Source organism: Curtobacterium sp. MCJR17_055, from assembly GCF_003224335.1.
Classification (GTDB): domain Bacteria; phylum Actinomycetota; class Actinomycetes; order Actinomycetales; family Microbacteriaceae; genus Curtobacterium.
Map to the genome: position 1 here is coordinate 31571 of NZ_QKLF01000004.1, position 16838 is coordinate 48408.

Below are 16838 nucleotides of genomic sequence, written 5' to 3' on the forward strand. Positions count from 1 at the left end.
GGTTCCGCGCACCGATCGGGCCGGGAGGCACGTGGCGGCCCGGTGCCGCGCCTCCTGACCGACCCGGCCAGGGCCGGCCTCCGGCCTGTCGGCCGATCCGGTCGCCGAACCGACAGATGTCCGCGGACCTTCCGCGGCGGACTGTCGGTTCCGCGCACCGGTCGGGTCGGGAGGCACGTGGCAGCCCCGGCGCCGCACGTGCGGCCCGGCGCTCAGCGCGCGGGCGGCGCCGCGGTGCTCGCGCGCTCGACGAGCCGCACCGGCACGAGGTCCGTCGCCGCGGTGGCGGCGCCACCCTCGATCTGCCTGAGCAGGGTGGCGACCGCGCGGCGCCCGACCTCGTCGAAGGACTGGTGCACGGTGGTGAGCGGCGGCCAGAACGAGTCGGACTCGGGGGAGTCGTCGAACCCCACCACGCTCAGCGTCGACGGCACTGGACGACCGAGTTCGTGGCAGGCGCGGAGCACCCCGAGCGCGGTCTGGTCGTTCGCCGCGAAGACCGCCGTGATCTCGGGACGTACTGCGATCGACACGCCCGCGCGGTAGCCGGAGGAGGTGTTCCAGTCGCCCTCGAACACCGGGGGGACCGTCCGCCCGGCGGCCGTCAACGTCGCCGCCCACGCTGCCTGGCGCCGTGCGGCCGAGTACGACGACGCCGGCCCGGAGACGTGCCAGACGGTGTCGTGCCCGAGGTCGAGCAGGTGCTGCGTGGCGAGCCGGGCGCCGTCGGCCTGGTCGGTGTCGATGGCCGGGTGCTCGGTGGTGCCGGTCGAGTCGACGACCACCATGGGCACGCCGTCGGGCAGGGCGACCTCGGCGGTGTCGATGACGTGCGACTCGATGATGATGACGACGCCGTCGACCGCCTGTTCGTGCAGGCGGGAGAACGCGCTGCGGACGCCCTCCTCGGTCCGGGAGGCCATCGGCAACAGCGTGATCGTGAAGTCCGCGGCGCCCGCGGCGTCGGCGATGGCCTCGAGCGTGCGCATGTTGCCGAACGACGCCAGCGTGAACATGATCACGCCGATGGTCCGGAAGCGCCCGGAGCGCAGGGCCCGGGCGGCGCGGTTCGGGCGGTACCCGAGCTCGGCCATCGCCTGCTGGACGCGTGTCCGGGTCTCGGGGCTGACGTTGTCGAAGCCGCGGGCCACGCGGGACACGGTCTGCATGGAGACCCCGGCGGCCTCGGCCACGGCGGAGAGCGACGGCGCCCGACGGGGGGAGGCCGCCGGGTCGGTGGTGGTCGAGATGGTCACGCGCCCCCTTCGTGCGGACGGCCGAGGTCGGCGTCCGTGCGCGACCGGTGCTGCGAACGCTAGTGCATGTTGACGTTGCCATGCTATCGTCGCCCCGTTCGATGTTGACGTCAACATCGGTCGGTCCGGCCAGCACGGAGTCGTGCTCTCCACCGGACGACCGACCGGCACATCAACGGCTCGCAGGACACGACGAAGGAGTCACATGAGCACGCTCACCGCGCGGAGCCCCGAGGCCGCGCCGCGACGGGGCGAGGGCACTGCTCCCGCCCCGCGACGCCGTGGGAAGGCCCGGGGCCGCATGACCGGCTGGCTCTTCGTCGGCCCGTTCGTCGCCGTCCTCGTCCTCATGCTCATCGTCCCGATCGGGTACGCGCTCTGGCTCAGCCTGTTCCGCGACCAGCTCATCGGCGGCAACCAGTTCGTGTGGTTCGCCAACTACGTCCAGCTCTTCCAGGACGCCAAGTTCTGGTCCGGCTTCGGCCGGGTCGCGGCCTTCCTCGTCGTGCAGGTGCCGATCATGCTCGGCCTCGCCCTCGTCGCCGCCCTCGCGCTCGACAGTGCGCGGCTCTGGGGCACCGGGTTCTTCCGCATCGCGGTGTTCCTGCCCTACGCGGTCCCGGGCGTCGTCGCGGCGCTCATCTGGGGCTTCATCTACGGCAACCAGTTCGGCCTCACCGGTGCGGCGAACGACGCGATCGGCATCGACCTGCTCCAGCCGTTCAGCCCGACCTGGGTCCTCACGTCGATCGGCAACGTCGTCACGTGGGAGTTCCTCGGCTACAACATGCTGATCTTCTACGCGGCCCTCCGCACCGTCCCCGGCGAGCTGTACGAGGCCGCCGAACTCGACGGCGCGGGCCCGATGCGCACGGTCTTCTCGATCAAGCTCCCGGCCCTGCGCGGCCCGATGGTCATCGCCACGATCTTCTCGATCATCGGCAGCTTCCAGCTCTTCAACGAGCCGAACCTGCTCAAGACGCTCGCCCCGAACGTCATCGGCAGCGCCTTCACCCCGAACATGTACGCCTACTCGCTGTCCTTCAGCGGGCAGCAGTTCAACTACTCCGCCACCGTCGCGATCGTCATGGGCGTCATCACCGCCGTCATCGCCTACGTCGTGCAGGTCCGCGGCACCCGACAGGAGAACCGATGAGCACCCTGCAGGGTCCCGCACCCCTCACCGTCACCGAGGCGACCACGACGCAGCGCGACCCGCGTGAGCGACGCACCCGAGCCTCCCGGAAGGCGGCGCAGCCCGTCGACGGACGCAAGGTGAAGCGCTCCGGCCTGCTCACCGCGGTCATGGTCGTCTTCGTCGTGTACTCGTTCGCGCCGCTGTTCTACCTGCTCGTCAACAGCACGAAGACGCAGGCGTCGCTGCTGTCGACGTTCGGCCTGTGGTTCGGCGGGGAGTTCCACCTCTGGCAGAACATCGTCGACACCCTCACCTACAACGACGGCATCTTCGTGCAGTGGCTCGGCAACACGCTGCTCTACGTGGTCGTCGGGGCCGGTGGAGCGACGCTGCTCGCGACCGTCGCCGGGTACGGCATGGCGAAGTTCCAGTTCCCGGGTCGTCGCGCCGTTTTCGCGATCGTCCTCGGCGCGATCGCCGTCCCGGGCACCGCACTCGCCGTCCCGACGTTCCTGCTCTTCTCGCAGGTCGGCCTGACGAACACCCCCTGGGCGATCATCCTGCCGTCGCTCATCAGCCCGTTCGGCATGTACCTGATCTGGACCTACGCGGTCGAGGCGATCCCCACCGAACTCATCGAGGCCGCCCGCATGGACGGAGCGGGGGAGTTCCGGATCTTCTTCACGATCGCGCTGAAGCTCCTCGCTCCCGGTGTCGTGACGGTCCTGCTCTTCGCGGTCGTCGCGACGTGGAACAACTACTTCCTGCCGCTCATCATGCTGAGCGACCCGAAGTGGTACCCGCTGACCGTCGGCCTGAACCAGTGGAACGCGCAGGCCACCGGGTCCGGCGCGGAGCCGATCTACAACCTCGTCGTCACCGGTTCGCTCCTCACGATCATCCCGATCGTGGTCGCGTTCCTCTTCCTCCAGCGCTTCTGGCAGTCCGGTCTCGCGGCCGGGTCCGTCAAGGCCTGACCCGCCACCCGTCCCCGGTCCGCACACCGGGCCGGCCGGGAGGCCCGGCACGAGTCCGCCACGGACCGCGCCGCACCCCGCACCACCCCCGCATTCCGCAGCAGTTCTCCACAACGAAGTGAAAGGCACCACCATGCAGAAGCGTCTCCGGCGCGGGCTCAGCGCCCTCGCCATCGGCGTCACCGCCGCCATGGCCCTCGCGGCCTGCTCGTCCGGCGGCTCCGGCTCCGGCGGCTCGTCCGACGACATCGCGACGGCACTCGACGAGGGCGGCACGCTGACCTACTGGTCGTGGACGCCGTCCGCGAAGGACCAGGTCGCCGCGTTCGAGAAGGCCTACCCGAAGGTGAAGGTCAAGCTCGTCAACGCCGGTACCGGTGCCGACCAGTACACGAAGCTGCAGAACACCGTGAAGGCCGGCTCGGGCGCCCCCGACGTCGCCCAGGTCGAGTACTACGCATTGCCGCAGTTCGCCCTGTCCGAGTCGCTCCTCGACCTGAGCTCGTACGGGTTCGGCGACCTGGAGGACAAGTTCGCCGCGAGCACCTGGAACTCGGTGTCGATGGACGGCAAGGTCTACGGCCTGCCCCAGGACTCCGGCCCCATGGCCATGTTCTACAACAAGAAGGTGTTCGACGAGTACGGCATCGAGGTGCCGAAGACGTGGGACGAGTACGTCGCGGCGGCGAAGAAGCTGCACGAGGCCGACCCCGAGAAGTACCTGGCCGCGGACTCCGGCGACGCGGGCTTCACCACGAGCATGATCGCCCAGGCCGGCGGCACACCGTTCACCACCGACGGTGAGAAGGTGACGATCAACCTGCAGGACGAGGGCACGAAGAAGTGGACCGAGACCTGGGACCAGCTCGTCGAGCAGGGTCTCGTCGCGAAGACCGTCGGCTGGACCGACGACTGGTACAAGCAGCTCGGCAACGGCCAGATCGCCACGATGATCACCGGCGCCTGGATGCCCGGCAACCTCGAGGCCAGCGTCGCCGACGCGAAGGGTGACTGGCGCGTGGCACCGATGCCGACCTACGACGGTGGCCCCGCGCAGACCGCGAACAACGGCGGCAGCGCTCAGGTCGTCATGGAGCAGTCCGAGAACCCGGCTCTCGCTGCCGGCTTCCTCAAGTGGCTGAACTCCTCGAAGGAGTCCACGGGGATCTTCATGGAGTCCGGCGGGTTCCCGTCGACCACCACAGACCTCGAGTCGTCGGCGTTCCTGGAGGAGAAGCCGGAGTACTTCGGTGGCCAGCAGATCAACAAGGTGCTCGTCGACGCGTCGAAGTCCTCGGACAACGACTTCGCCTACCTGCCGTACCAGGTGTACGCGAACAGCGTCTACGCCGACACCGTCGGGCAGTCGTACGAGAAGGGCACGTCGCTCGAGTCGGGTCTCGAGGCCTGGCAGGACGCGCTCGTGAAGTACGGCAAGGACCAGGGCTTCACGGTCTCCACCAAGTAGCAGCACCCCACCGACGCGGCCGTGCGGGCATCCCGCACGGCCGCGTCCCCCTGCCGCCCCCACCCAGAAAGGCGCGAGATGCGCTTCGCCATCGGCGACACCGACTTCCTGCTCGACGGGCAGCCGCACCGCGTGCTCTCCGGCGCGATCCACTACTTCCGCGTCCACCCCGACCTGTGGGCGGACCGGATCCGCAAGGCCAAGCTCATGGGCCTCAACACCGTCGAGACCTACGTCGCGTGGAACGCGCACGAGGCGACGCGGGGCACCTTCGACTTCACCGGCGGTCTCGACCTCGGCCGCTTCCTCGACCTCGTCGCGGCCGAGGGCATGCACGCCGTCGTCCGCCCCGGACCGTACATCTGCGCCGAGTGGACGAACGGTGGGCTGCCGTTCTGGCTGTTCACCGACGGCACCGTCGGGATCCGCCGCGACGAGCCGCAGTTCCTGGCCGCCGTCGGGCGGTACCTCGACGCCCTCGCGCCGATCCTCGTGCCACGACAGATCGACGCCGGCGGACCGATCGTGCTCGTGCAGGTCGAGAACGAGTACGGCGCGTACGGATCCGATCCCGTGTACCTGCAGAAGCTCGAGCGCATGCACCGGGACATCGGGCTCACCGTGCCGTTCACGAGCGTCGACCAGCCGATGGACGCCATGCTCGAGGACGGGTCGCTCCCGTCCCTCCACAAGACCGGGTCGTTCGGCTCCCGGTCCGCCGAGCGGCTCGCCCGCCTCCGTCAGGCGCAGCCCACCGGTCCGCTGATGTGTTCCGAGTTCTGGGACGGGTGGTTCGACAGCTGGGGTGAGCACCACCACACCACGCCGGCGGCAGCCAGCGCCGAGGACCTCGACGTCCTGCTCGCCGCGGGTGGCTCCGTGAACATCTACATGTTCCACGGCGGGACCAACTTCGGCTTCACCAACGGCGCGAACGACAAGGGCGTGTACCGGCCCATCGCCACGTCCTACGACTACGACGCCCCGCTCGACGAGGCCGGCCGTCCGACCGACAAGTTCCACGCCTTCCGTCAGGTCATCGCGCGCTACGCGCCCGTGCCGGAGCTGCCGCCGACGATGCAGCCCGGCGGGTCCGGTCGGCTCGCGACGCACGACGACGGACGGGAGGCCCGACCCGCCCCCGCCGGAGACGTTGCCGTCCGCCTCGACCGCGTCGTACCGCTCGCAGGCCTCCTGCCGACGATCACGTCCTGGACCACGCACGAGACGCCGCCGACCTTCGACGAGCTCGGCGCCGCCTCCGGGTTCGTCCTGTACCGGAACGAGGTCGACCTGCCCGAGGGCGGCGTCCTCACGGTCGCGGAGGAGGTCCGCGACCGTGTGCTCGTCAGCCTCGCCGGACGTCCGGTCGGCGTCCTCGAGCGTGAGCACCACGACCGTGCCATCGCCCTGCCGCCGGCCACGGGCCTCCTGGAACTGCTCGTGGAGGACCAGGGGAGGGTCGACTACGGTCCCCGCATCGGCGAGCCGAAGGGCCTCGTCGGCGCTGTGCGCGTCGACGACGACGTCCTCACGCACTGGACGGTGTCGCCGCTCGCCCTCGACCCGCTGCCGGACGCAGCCGTCGCGGTGCTCCGCGGAGCACCGGCGTCCGCGGGGGAGACCGTCGCCGGGCCGGCGTTCGCCTCCGGCACGTTCGACCTCCCCGAGCGCGGGGCCACGCTCGACCGTTACCTGGCCCTGGACGGCTTCCGGAAGGGGGTGGCGTGGGTGAACGGGTTCTGCCTCGGCCGCTACTGGTCGCGCGGACCCCAGGGCACCCTCGCCGTCCCCGGTCCGGTGCTCCGGGCCGGGCGGAACGAGGTCGTCGTCCTCGAGGTGCACGCCGCGGCATCGCGCACGGTCTGCATGTGCGTCGAGCCGGAGCTCGGGCACACCGAAACCTGACGGAGCGGATCCGTGACGACGAACGGCCCCGGGGGATGCCCGGGGCCGTTCGTCGTGGTCGTGCGGTCAGCAGGTCGGTTCGGGCACGAGCACCGCGATCCGGCCGACGCGCACGAGCGGCACCCCACCGCGCTCACCCAGCCGTTCGCCGGCGAACCGCACGAGCACGCCGGACTCGGTCCGCTCGGCCTCGACGAGCGCGGCCGCCTGGGCCGGTGTGACCAGCAACTCCCACGGGCGGCGGACGCTCGCGCTGTCCTCGGAGCACAACTCCAGCAGGACGCCGACCCGCGTCCCCGTCGGCCCCTCGGTGGTGGTCGTCCCGGTGCGCAGCCCCACCAGCACGCCCGTGTGCGTGACGATCTCGTTCATGGTTCCCCCTCGTTCTCGGCGTCCTCGCCGCGATGAGCATACGGCTGCGAGGATCTCTCGCACCTCATCCGGAAGGTGGGGAAACGGGACGTGTCGTCCGCCGTTCGGCTGACGGCAGCATCGGAGGCGGAGGCGGAGCCGGGTCCGCCGCCCGGGTCGCGCAACGTGCCGTCGGTCGTCCGCCGGAGTCGCACGAGCTGCCGGGTCGGCTGGCTCGGAGCGGCGGTTCGTGCGACCTCGGCGAGCTCCTCGAGGTCACGTGCATTCAGAAGGCGCGCGCGCCTGCCCATCCGCGGACGCGCAGGAGCCCTTCGCGGCGCCAGATCCAGTACGGGGCGAACTTCGTGCCGTCGTCCTCCCATGCCTTCGTCAGGAGCCAGATCTGCCGTCGGTGCTGCCGCCCGTCGTCGTCCACCCACTCGACGAAGCCGTCGTCGAGGACGATCGTGATCTGCGCTCGAGGCACGGACCAGCTCATGACGTACCCGTCGTACCGGAGCACCTGGTCCTCGAGGCGGACCGCGACGCGGTGGGCGCGGACGGTCATCCACAGACCGAGTCCGACGAACAGCGTCCCGAGGACCACGACGAACGCCCGCGCCGATGCCTCCGGGACGAAGGCCACCCCGATGAGGACCATGCCGACCACGATCTGCAGCGGGCCGACCGCTGCGGCGTTCGCGGTTCGTTCCCATCGCGGCGCCCGGATGACCTGGTCGGCCATCACCCGACCTCGTCGAGACCGTCGAGGTCCGCGAGGGCCTGCTCGGCCTGGGCCAGGCGCTCGGACTCCGGTCGGGTCCACCACTCCGGGCCGCGTTCCCCGAGGCCGTGCTTCGCGAGCCCGTTGCGGTGACGGGCAGCTGCCACCGCGTCCTCGTCGCCGGCCCGTCTCGCCTGCTTCACGGCGTTGCGACCACCGCCGAGGTGGGACCGGAGGCGTGCGGCGACGTCCTCGGGGAGGGCCGGGTCGGTCCGTCGCCAGCGCCGTCCGTCCACGACGAAGTAGTGGTCGTCCTCCACGCCGGCGGTCATGCCGTCGAGTCTGCACGAGCCACCTCCAGAGGTGTCGGTGGTGACCGGTAGAACAGTGGGTGATGACCGAGTCCCGCATGCGCCCTCTGCTCGACGTCAAGCGCATCTACGCCGAGGACGCCGCCCTCGAACTGCCACGCGGGCAGGAGATCGTCGGGCAGTGGCCGGACGCCGAGATCGTGCCCGTCGCGTCGCACTGGCAGATCCCCGAGGTGCACGGCGACGAGCGGAACGTTTCCCGCTGGGTGCGGATCAAGACCGAGGCGCTCGTCCTCGGCGTGAAGAAGTCCCTCGTGACGAGGCCGAACGGCCGCTCGGCGGACTTCATCGCCCCGTCGACCGCGAACGGGTGCGCGATGGCGTGCGCGTACTGCTACGTGCCGCGTCGCAAGGGCTACAGCAACCCGGTCACCGTCTTCGCCAACATCGAGCAGATCACCAAGCACCTCGCTCGCAACATCCAGAAGCAGGGGCAGAAGACCGAGCCGAACCAGTGCGACCCCGACGCGTGGGTGTACGACATCGGCGAGAACAGCGACTGCTCGGTGGACGCCATGCTCAGTGACAACGTCCGCGACCTCTGCGACCTGTTCCGGATGACGCCGACGGCGAAGGCCTCGTTCGCGACGAAGTACGTCAACCGCGACCTGCTCGACTGGGACCCGATGGGGCGCACCCGCATCCGCTTCTCGCTCATGCCACACGAGACGGCGAAGGTGACCGACATCCGGACGTCACCGATCGCCGAACGACTGGCCGCCGTGAACGACTTCGTCGAAGCCGGGTACGAGGTCCACCTGAACTTCTCGCCCGTCATCCTGACGCCGACGTGGGAGGCCGACTGGGCCGCACTGCTGCGGGAGGTCGATGACGTGCTCTCCCCGGCTGCGAAGGCGCAGCTCGCGGCCGAGGTGATCTTCCTCACCCACAACGAGCAGCTGCACGAGGTGAACCTCGGCTGGCACCCGAAGGCGGAGGACCTGCTCTGGCGTCCGGACCTGCAGGAGCAGAAGCTGTCCCAGAACGGTGCCGTCAACATCCGGTACCGCGCGGCGATGAAGGCGCGGCACATCGAGCGCTTCCGCCAGCTCGTCGACGAGAACCTGCCCTCCTGCCGAATCCGCTACGCCTTCTGATCCGGTCCCGGGCAGGCTGGCGTCATGACACTCTCTGCGCGTGAACTGGCCGGGCGGATCTGCATCGGCGTCGCTGCGGTCGCCGCCCCCGTGGGCGCCTTCGTCTTCGACTACAACGAGACCCACGTGAAGAACCCGGCTTGGCCGCCGCACGCCAAGTTCCACAACGCGCAGACGATGTCACTCGCGGTGGCGTTGGCCGGCCTCACCGTGTGGCGCCTGCGTCCCGCGGTGCGCGACGTCGGTCTCGCGAGCAGCATCGCCTCCACCTACTGGGTGACACAGGTGACGAGCCTCGCCTTCCCCGGCACGGCGCTGGCCGATCCCGGAGTGCAGTACCGCGACGTCAAGGGCGACCAGCGCGTCCCGATCATCGCCTGCCTCGCGCTCGTCGCGGTGGGGACACTGCTCGCCCGTCGGCGTCGTTGACCCGAGCGGCCGGTTGATCGAGTGGGTGTACACAGAACGTGCACACGTGTACCACATCTGTGTACACTCGCCTGATGCAGCTCACCGCTCCTCTCGCCACGCTCGTCGGGCCGACCCAGGCCGATGCCCTCCGTGTCCTCGCACAGACCGACGTCGGCATGACCGGGCGCCAGGTCGCGCGAGTCGCTGGTGCCGCGCAACACACCGGCATCAAACGAGCGCTCGACAAACTGGAACATGCCGGACTGGTGTGCGTCGAACGCGGCCTCCAGCACTCGGCCTACCGGGTGAACCGTGACCACCTGCTGTGGCCCGCCGTCGAGCTCGTGCTCGGCGCCGGGGCGGAACTCGAGCGACGGATCCACGACTTCCTCGCCGGGGTCGATCTGTCCGTCCTCTCCGTGTCGATCTTCGGGTCCGTTGCGCGGGGAACGGCCACCGACGAGTCGGACGTGGATCTGCTCGTGGTCTTCGACACGGAGACCAATCTCGACGTCGTGGTGCAGCTCGGCGATCTGGTCCACCGCTGGACCGGCAACGAGTGCCAGGTGTTCGACGTCACCCGTGCTGACCTGGAGCGGTTCGCCGCCGAGGGCGACCCGCTCGTCGGCTCGTGGCGTGCGGATGCGCGCACCGTCTTCGGTCCGGACATCAGGACGTTGGTCTGATGTCGGTCCGGACGCGCGCCATGGACCGAGCAGCGGTCCGCAGGCGGCGCGACGAAGCGGAGGCGTATTACGAGGTGGCCGTCCTCTGCGCCGCGTCCTCGTCACATGCCGACTGGAAAGCCGCTGGCGCGAACGCCGTGCTCGGTGGCATCGCAGCAGCGGACGCGATCTGCGGTGCAGTCCTCGGGTACCACCACGTCGGCGAGGACCATGCTCAGGCGAGACGCCTCCTCGACACAGCGTGCTCGCCGGACAGGCAGCCGGGCAACCACCTGAAACGGCTGACCGACGAGAAGTCGAACTTCCAGTACTCATCGTCACGCGTGTCCCGCTCGCAGACGAACCGCCTCGTGGTCGCGCTCGAACGCCTGGTCGTCACGATGCGGCAGAAGACCGACCCGACCAGCTGAGCCGGGTCGATGCGGGCGTCGCCGATGCCCTGGCCATCGTGACCCTGGGCGGTGCGTTCGGCGGCCTCGGGGTGCTTCCCGACGGCGCGCCCGGCAGGGTCTGAGCCTCGCGTACCCGGGCCGGCACCACCGCCTCAGCGCGGACGGCGGATCCGGATCGGGCCCTTCGCGGTCGACGGGTCGACCACGTTCCCGCCCTGGGTGATCTCGACCTCGCCACGTGCGACCATCCGCCGGGCGGCGCGACGCGCGGGTTCCATGAGGTCGCGCCAGTCCTCACCGCCGACGGCACGGGCGGCATCCGACGGGCAGATGCTCGAGGTCAGCGCGCGGGCGTCGAGCAGCGCGTCGATCGTGTGCTCGAGGGTCCGGTCGGTGTCGTCGAGCCCGTGGCGTCGGCACGCGTCGGAGCACCACTTGGTGTCCGGGCCGGCGCTGTCGGGCATGCGCCGACCGCAGGACGCACACGTCCGTTCCGCGTGCGCGGCCTCGAGTCGGCGTGCGTCGTCCTCGGTCCGGATGGCTCGTTCCATGCGCCCATGATCGTCCCGGCCACCGACGCGCTTCCAGGCTGGCGGTACCCCGGTCCACGGTCCTGGCCAGGGCCGCCTGGCAGCATGCATGGATGGACACAGCAGCCGAGCCGAACCCCGCCGCCGCGACGAGGCCGAGCGAGCCCGCCTGGGTCGAGCACGTCATGTGGTGGCACGTCTACCCGCTCGGCTTCGTCGGCGCGGAGGTCCGGCCCGACACCACGGTCGACGCACGTCCCGTGGAGCACCGGCTCGGGCACCTGGAGGGCTGGCTCGACCACGTGGTGGACCTCGGCCTGAACGGACTGCTGCTCGGCCCGGTCTTCGCGAGTTCGTCGCACGGCTACGACACGGTCGACCACTTCCGGATCGACCCCCGACTCGGCGACGACGCGGACTTCGACCGCCTGGTGGCCGCTGCGCGCGAGCGGGGGATCCGCGTGCTGCTCGACGGCGTCTTCAACCACGTCGGCCGTGAGCACCCGGCGTTCCGCCAGCTCGAGACCGCGGGACCGGACGCCGACACCGCGGGCCTGTTCGCCGTCGACTGGTCGGGCTGGCAGCCGGGGCAGCCGGTACCGGTCGGGTCGTTCGAGGGGCACGACATCCTCGTCGCACTCGACCACGCGTCGCAGCAGACCGAGGACCTCGTCGTCGCGGTCATGACGCACTGGCTGGAGCGTGGCATCGACGGCTGGCGGCTCGACGCGGCCTACGCGGTGCCGCCGGCGTTCTGGGCCCGGGTGCTGCCGCGCGTGCGCGAGCGGTTCCCGGACGCCTGGTTCTCGGGCGAGGTCATCCACGGCGACACCGCGGCGATCGTCCGGGAGTCGACGATGGACTCGACCACCCAGTACGAGCTGTGGCAGGGCATCTGGCACGGCATCGCGGACCGGAACTGCTTCGAACTGGCGCACGCGATCGAGCGGCACGACGAGTTGCTCGCGACCTCCGCCCCGAGCACGTTCGTCGGCAACCACGACGTCACCCGGATCGCGAGCGCGGTGGGGGAGGGGTTCGTCGGTCACGCCGTCGCGGTGCTCCTCACCGTCGCCGGCACGCCGTCGGTGTACGCGGGCGACGAGTTCGGCTGGACCGGCGTCAAGGAGCAGCGCGAGGGCGGCGACGACGCCGTCCGCCCCGCCTTCCCGGCGACTCCGCCGGAACCGAGCGGGACCGCTGCCGAGCTGGTGCACGCGCACCAGGCGCTCGTCGCCCTCCGGCGTCGGCACCCGTGGCTGCACCGCGCGCACACGGACGTGGTGCACCTGACGAACGAGACGCTGGTCCTCCGGACCGCGACCGACCGGGAGGCCGTGGTCACCGCCCTGAACCTCTCGCCTGAGCCGGTGGTGCTGCCCGCGGCCGACGCGACGCGCGTCGAGGCGGGCCGGGCCGACCTGTCGGAGGGCGGGCTGCGCCTCCCGGCCGGCGCCTGGGCGGTCCTGACCGCCTGACCTGCCGCCGGGACGGCAACGCGAAAGCGACAGATCTCCGTGGAACTTCCACGGAGATCTGTCGCTTTCGGGGAGGAACCGCGGGTGCTACTTCCGAGCGGAGGCCGCGCGGCGCTTGTTGAAGACGTCGAACGCGACGGCGGCGAGGAGCACCAGGCCCTTGATGAGCTGCTGGAACTCGGAACCGACACCGAGGATCGACATGCCGTTGTTGAGCAGACCGATGATGAGACCACCGACGATCGCGCCCGGGACCGTACCGATGCCACCGGTGACGGCAGCGCCACCGATGAACACGGCCGCGATGGCGTCGAGCTCGAAGCCGTTGCCCGCGCTCGGCGAGGCGAGGTTGAGCTGGCCGGTGAAGACGACGCCGGCGAGGGCCGAGATGACACCCATGTTCACGAACAGCAGGAACGTGACGCGCTTCGTCTTGACACCCGACAGCTGTGCGGCCAGCGGGTTGCCGCCGATCGCGTAGATGTGACGACCGAAGACCGCGCTGCGCATGACCATCGAGTACGCGATGACCAGGACGCCGAGGATCACGAGGACGATCGGGGTGCCGTTGTAGCTGGCGAGCAGCAGCGCGATGAAGATGACCAGCGCGACGGTGAACGCCATCTTGGTGATGAACCATGCGAACGGCTCGTCCTCGAGCTGGTACTTGCGACGGGTCGCACGACCACGGAAGCCGGTGATGACGAGGATCGCGGCGGCGGCGAGGCCGAGGATCATCGTGAGCGGCTCGTAGCCCGAGGTGCCGAAGGACGGCAGGAAGCCGGAGCCGAGCGAGCGGAAGCCGTCCGGGAAGGGCGAGATCTGCTGGTTCTGCAGGGCGATCTGGGCGGCACCGCGGAAGGCGAGCATGCCCGCCAGGGTCACGATGAACGCCGGGATCCCGAAGTAGGCGATCCAGAAGCCCTGCCACGCACCGACCAGGGCGCCGAGGACCAGGCAGAGGACGACGGCGACCGGCCAGGGGATGCCCCACTGCGTGATCATGACGCCGGCCATGGCACCGGTGAACGCGACGACCGAACCGACGGAGAGGTCGATGTGGCCGGCGATGATCACCATCACCATGCCGATCGCGAGGATCAGGATGTAGCTGTTCTGGACGATCAGGTTCGAGACGTTGATCGGGGCCAGCGTGATGCCGTTCGTCGTCACCTGGAAGAAGATGACGATGACGATCAGCGCGATGAACAGGCCGATCTGTCGGAGCTGCCCGGTGAGGTAGCTGGCGGCGGACTTAAGCGCGTTCATTGACTGGGGTCTCCCGTTCCTGGGTCATGTACTGCATGAGGACTTCCGGCGACGCCTCGGAGCGCGGGACGTCGGCCGTGATGGTGCCCTCGGAGAGCGTGTAGATGCGGTCGCAGATGCCGAGCAGTTCGGGGAGTTCGGAGGAGATGACGATGATCCCCTTCCCCTGGTCCGCGAGCGCGTTGATGATCGTGTAGATCTCGTACTTCGCGCCGACGTCGATGCCGCGTGTCGGCTCGTCGAGGATGAGCACGTCCGGGTCGGAGTACATCCACTTCGACAGGACGACCTTCTGCTGGTTCCCGCCGGAGAGCTTGCCGGTCACCGCGTTCACGGTCGGCGCCTTGATGTTCATGTTCTTGAGGAACTGGCGCGCGACGGTCGTCTCCTCGGAGCCGTTCACGAAGCCCCACTTGGCGAGCTTGCCGAGTGCCGAGCCGGAGACGTTCCGCTTGATGTCGTCGATCAGGTTGAGGCCGTAGCGCTTCCGGTCCTCGGTCGCGTAGGCCAGGCCGTTGTCGATCGCGGCGGTGACCGTGTTCGTCTTGATCGGGGTGCCGCGCTTGTAGACGGTGCCGCTGATCCCGGTGCCGTACGAGTGCCCGAAGACGCTCATCGCCAGCTCGGTGCGGCCGGCGCCCATCAGCCCGGCGATCCCGACGATCTCGCCGGCGCGGACGGTGAGGTTCGCCTGGTGGATGATCTCGCGTGAGGCGTCGAGGGGGTGGTGGACGGTCCAGTCCTCGATGCGCAGGAGCTCTTCGCCGATCTTCGACTCGTGCTCCGGGTAGCGGGTGGAGAGGTCGCGTCCGACCATGCCGCGGATGATGCGATCCTCGGAGACCTCGCCGGCGTGCATGTCGAGGGTCTCGATGGTCTGGCCGTCACGGATGATCGTGACCTTGTCCGCGATCGCCTTGATCTCGTTGAGCTTGTGGCTGATGATGATCGCCGTCATGCCCTCGGCCTGCAGCGAGCGGATGAGCTCGAGCAGGTGCGCGGAGTCGTCGTCGTTCAGCGCGGCGGTCGGCTCGTCGAGGATGAGGAGCTTGACCTCCTTCGACAGTGCCTTCGCGATCTCGACGAGCTGCTGCTTGCCGACGCCGATGTCCGTGATCTTGGTGATCGGGTTGTCCTTGAGGCCGACGCGCTTCAGGAGCGCCGCGGCCTCGAGGTTCGTCTTGTTCCAGTCGATGAAGCCGCCCTTGGCGCGCTCGTTGCCGAGGAAGATGTTCTCGGCGATCGACAGGTAGGGGCTCAATGCGAGCTCCTGGTGGATGATGACGACGCCGGCGTCCTCGGAGTCGTTGATGGTCGAGAACGAGACGGGCTTCCCGTCGAGCAGGATCTCGCCATCGAAGCTGCCGGCCGGGTAGACACCGGACAGGACCTTCATGAGCGTGGACTTGCCCGCGCCGTTCTCACCGCAGATCGCGTGGACCTGGCCCCGTTCGACCTGGAGCGAGACGTTCTGCAGGGCCTTGACGCCGGGGAACGTCTTGGTGATGTCGCGCATCTCGAGGATGGTGTCCGCCACGGGACCGCCTTCCGTTGGGCGCCGGCACGGCGCGCGAGTGGGTGGGGACGGGCGGGAGGCCCGGTGCCAGCCCGGCACCGGGCCTCCCGTCCGAGGAGGAGTCGAGACCTACTTGAGGTCGGCGTCCGTGTAGTACCCGGAGTCGACGAGGACCTTCTCGTAGTTGTCCTTGGTGACGACCGTCGGCTGGAACAGGAACGTCGGGACGACCTTGACCTTGTTGTCGTAGGTCTTGGTGTCGTTGACCTCGGGCTTCTTGCCCGACAGCAGGTCCTGGGCCATCGACGCGGACTTGTCGGCGAGCTGGCGCGTGTCCTTGTAGATGGTCGAGTACTGCTGGTCGTTCATGATCGACTTGACCGAGGCGGCCTCGGCGTCCTGGCCGGTGATCACCGGAAGCGGGCGGTCGCCCGAACCGTAGCCGGCACCTTGGAGCGCCGAGATGATGCCGATCGAGATGCCGTCGTACGGGGAGAGCACGCCGTCGAGCTTGGTGCCGCCCGAGTACGACTTCGCGACGAGGTTCTGCATGCGGGACTTGGCGAGCGCCGGGTCCCACTGCTGCGTGGCGGCCTGCGTGAAGCCGTCCTGGCCGGAGCCGATCTTCAGCGTGCCGTCCTCGAGGTACGGCTTGAGGGTGTCCATGGCGCCGTTGAAGAAGAACGTGGCGTTGTTGTCGTCGGGCGAGCCGGCGAAGACCTCGATGTTGAAGGGGCCCTTCTCGTCGGTCTTCTTGCCGTCGGCGTCGAGGAGTCCGAGGCCGGTCAGGAGCGAGGTCGCCTGGTCAACGCCGACCTTGTAGTTGTCGAACGAGACGTAGTAGTCGACGTTCTTGTTGCCGGTGAGCAGGCGGTCGTAGGAGATGACCTTGATGCCGGCGTCGGCCGCTGCGTCGAGCTGGTCGGACAGCGAGCCACCGTCGATGGACGCGACGATGAGGACCTTCGCGCCCTTGGTGATCATGTTGCTGACCTGCTGGACCTGCTGCGGGATCTTGTTGTCCGCGTACTCGAGGTCGACCTTGTAGCCGGCCTTCTCGAGGCTGCTCTTGACGGCGTCGCCGTCCTTGATCCAACGCTCCGAGACCTTGGTCGGCATCGCGACGCCGACGAGGGCGCCCTTGTTGCCGTTGCCCTCGTCGCCGCCGTCAGAGCTGGTGGCACCGCGGCCGCCGGCAGAGCAGGCGGCCAGGGAGAGGGCGAGACCGAGAGCGGTGACGCTCGCGACGATCCTGCGCTTCTTCAT

Annotated in this window: 17 protein-coding genes; 9 read left to right on the forward strand and 8 right to left on the reverse strand. The window is 69.4% G+C overall.

All coding sequences use genetic code 11. From position 1 onward, the window contains the following. Positions 1-212: 212 nt before the first annotated feature. Entirely contained in the window at positions 213-1250 is a 1038-nt protein-coding gene (locus DEJ16_RS09870; RefSeq protein ID WP_375232132.1) for a LacI family DNA-binding transcriptional regulator, read from the reverse strand. A gap of 211 nt (positions 1251-1461) precedes the next feature. On the opposite strand from DEJ16_RS09870, the gene DEJ16_RS09875 reads away from it, so the two are divergent. The 4 genes from DEJ16_RS09875 (at position 1462) to DEJ16_RS09890 (ending at position 6747) form a co-directional block, all read left to right on the forward strand. Beyond that, positions 1462-2412 carry a carbohydrate ABC transporter permease gene (locus DEJ16_RS09875; protein ID WP_110824790.1) on the forward strand — a complete coding sequence of 317 codons (951 nt, stop codon included), beginning with the start codon at positions 1462-1464 and terminating at the stop codon, positions 2410-2412. Continuing rightward, positions 2409-3371, forward strand: a complete 963-nt coding sequence (locus DEJ16_RS09880) for a carbohydrate ABC transporter permease (protein WP_110824789.1) — start codon at positions 2409-2411, stop codon at positions 3369-3371. The genes DEJ16_RS09875 and DEJ16_RS09880 overlap by 4 nt, the downstream gene beginning before the upstream one ends. A 133-nt stretch (positions 3372-3504) precedes the next feature. Continuing rightward, positions 3505-4839 carry a sugar ABC transporter substrate-binding protein gene (locus DEJ16_RS09885; RefSeq protein ID WP_110824788.1) on the forward strand — a complete coding sequence of 445 codons (1335 nt, stop codon included), beginning with the start codon at positions 3505-3507 and terminating at the stop codon, positions 4837-4839. Positions 4840-4917: 78 nt separating this feature from the next. After that, positions 4918-6747, forward strand: coding sequence for a beta-galactosidase family protein (locus DEJ16_RS09890; protein WP_110824787.1), 1830 nt, complete (start codon positions 4918-4920; stop codon positions 6745-6747). A 66-nt stretch (positions 6748-6813) separates the two neighbouring features. Here the strand turns inward: DEJ16_RS09890 and DEJ16_RS09895 are convergent, their stop codons facing one another. The 3 genes from DEJ16_RS09895 to DEJ16_RS09910 all read right to left on the reverse strand — a co-directional run bounded on the left by DEJ16_RS09895 (position 6814) and on the right by DEJ16_RS09910 (position 8154). Next, positions 6814-7119, reverse strand: coding sequence for a hypothetical protein (locus DEJ16_RS09895; RefSeq protein WP_110824786.1), 306 nt, complete (start codon positions 7117-7119; stop codon positions 6814-6816). Between the two features lie 265 nt (positions 7120-7384). Beyond that, positions 7385-7843 carry a hypothetical protein gene (locus tag DEJ16_RS09905; RefSeq protein WP_110824784.1) on the reverse strand — a complete coding sequence of 153 codons (459 nt, stop codon included), beginning with the start codon at positions 7841-7843 and terminating at the stop codon, positions 7385-7387. Then, positions 7843-8154, reverse strand: coding sequence for a biopolymer transporter Tol (locus tag DEJ16_RS09910; protein ID WP_110824783.1), 312 nt, complete (start codon positions 8152-8154; stop codon positions 7843-7845). Before DEJ16_RS09910 ends, DEJ16_RS09905 begins: the two co-directional genes overlap by 1 nt. A 62-nt stretch (positions 8155-8216) precedes the next feature. Here DEJ16_RS09910 and DEJ16_RS09915 point away from each other — a divergent pair, with 62 nt between their 5' ends. From DEJ16_RS09915 to DEJ16_RS09930, 4 genes are all read left to right on the forward strand, one after another. Next, positions 8217-9290, forward strand: a complete 1074-nt coding sequence (locus DEJ16_RS09915) for a spore photoproduct lyase family protein (protein ID WP_258365910.1) — start codon at positions 8217-8219, stop codon at positions 9288-9290. 24 nt (positions 9291-9314) lie between these two features. After that, on the forward strand, positions 9315-9719 hold the full coding sequence (locus DEJ16_RS09920; protein WP_220032731.1) for a DUF6640 family protein: 405 nt from the start codon (positions 9315-9317) through the stop codon (positions 9717-9719). Positions 9720-9793: 74 nt separating this feature from the next. Then, positions 9794-10387, forward strand: a complete 594-nt coding sequence (locus DEJ16_RS09925) for a nucleotidyltransferase domain-containing protein (RefSeq protein ID WP_110824782.1) — start codon at positions 9794-9796, stop codon at positions 10385-10387. After that, positions 10387-10797, forward strand: coding sequence for a hypothetical protein (locus DEJ16_RS09930; RefSeq protein WP_110824781.1), 411 nt, complete (start codon positions 10387-10389; stop codon positions 10795-10797). Before DEJ16_RS09925 ends, DEJ16_RS09930 begins: the two co-directional genes overlap by 1 nt. 134 nt (positions 10798-10931) lie before the next feature. On the opposite strand, the gene DEJ16_RS09935 is transcribed toward DEJ16_RS09930, so the two are convergent. Continuing rightward, positions 10932-11330, reverse strand: coding sequence for a DUF3253 domain-containing protein (locus tag DEJ16_RS09935; protein ID WP_110824780.1), 399 nt, complete (start codon positions 11328-11330; stop codon positions 10932-10934). A 92-nt stretch (positions 11331-11422) separates the two neighbouring features. On the opposite strand from DEJ16_RS09935, the gene DEJ16_RS09940 reads away from it, so the two are divergent. Continuing rightward, on the forward strand, positions 11423-12787 hold the full coding sequence (locus DEJ16_RS09940) for an alpha-amylase family glycosyl hydrolase (protein WP_110824779.1): 1365 nt from the start codon (positions 11423-11425) through the stop codon (positions 12785-12787). An 87-nt stretch (positions 12788-12874) separates the two neighbouring features. Here the strand turns inward: DEJ16_RS09940 and mmsB are convergent, their stop codons facing one another. The 3 genes from mmsB to chvE form a co-directional block, all read right to left on the reverse strand. Next, entirely contained in the window at positions 12875-14056 is a 1182-nt protein-coding gene (gene mmsB / locus DEJ16_RS09945) for a multiple monosaccharide ABC transporter permease (protein ID WP_110824778.1), read from the reverse strand. After that, the gene (gene mmsA / locus DEJ16_RS09950) at positions 14043-15572 is read right to left on the reverse strand and encodes a multiple monosaccharide ABC transporter ATP-binding protein (protein ID WP_375232113.1); all 1530 of its coding nucleotides are present in this window, start codon (positions 15570-15572) and stop codon (positions 14043-14045) included. The genes mmsB and mmsA overlap by 14 nt, the downstream gene beginning before the upstream one ends. Before the next feature lie 129 nt (positions 15573-15701). Next, entirely contained in the window at positions 15702-16838 is a 1137-nt protein-coding gene (gene chvE, locus DEJ16_RS09955) for a multiple monosaccharide ABC transporter substrate-binding protein (protein ID WP_110824776.1), read from the reverse strand.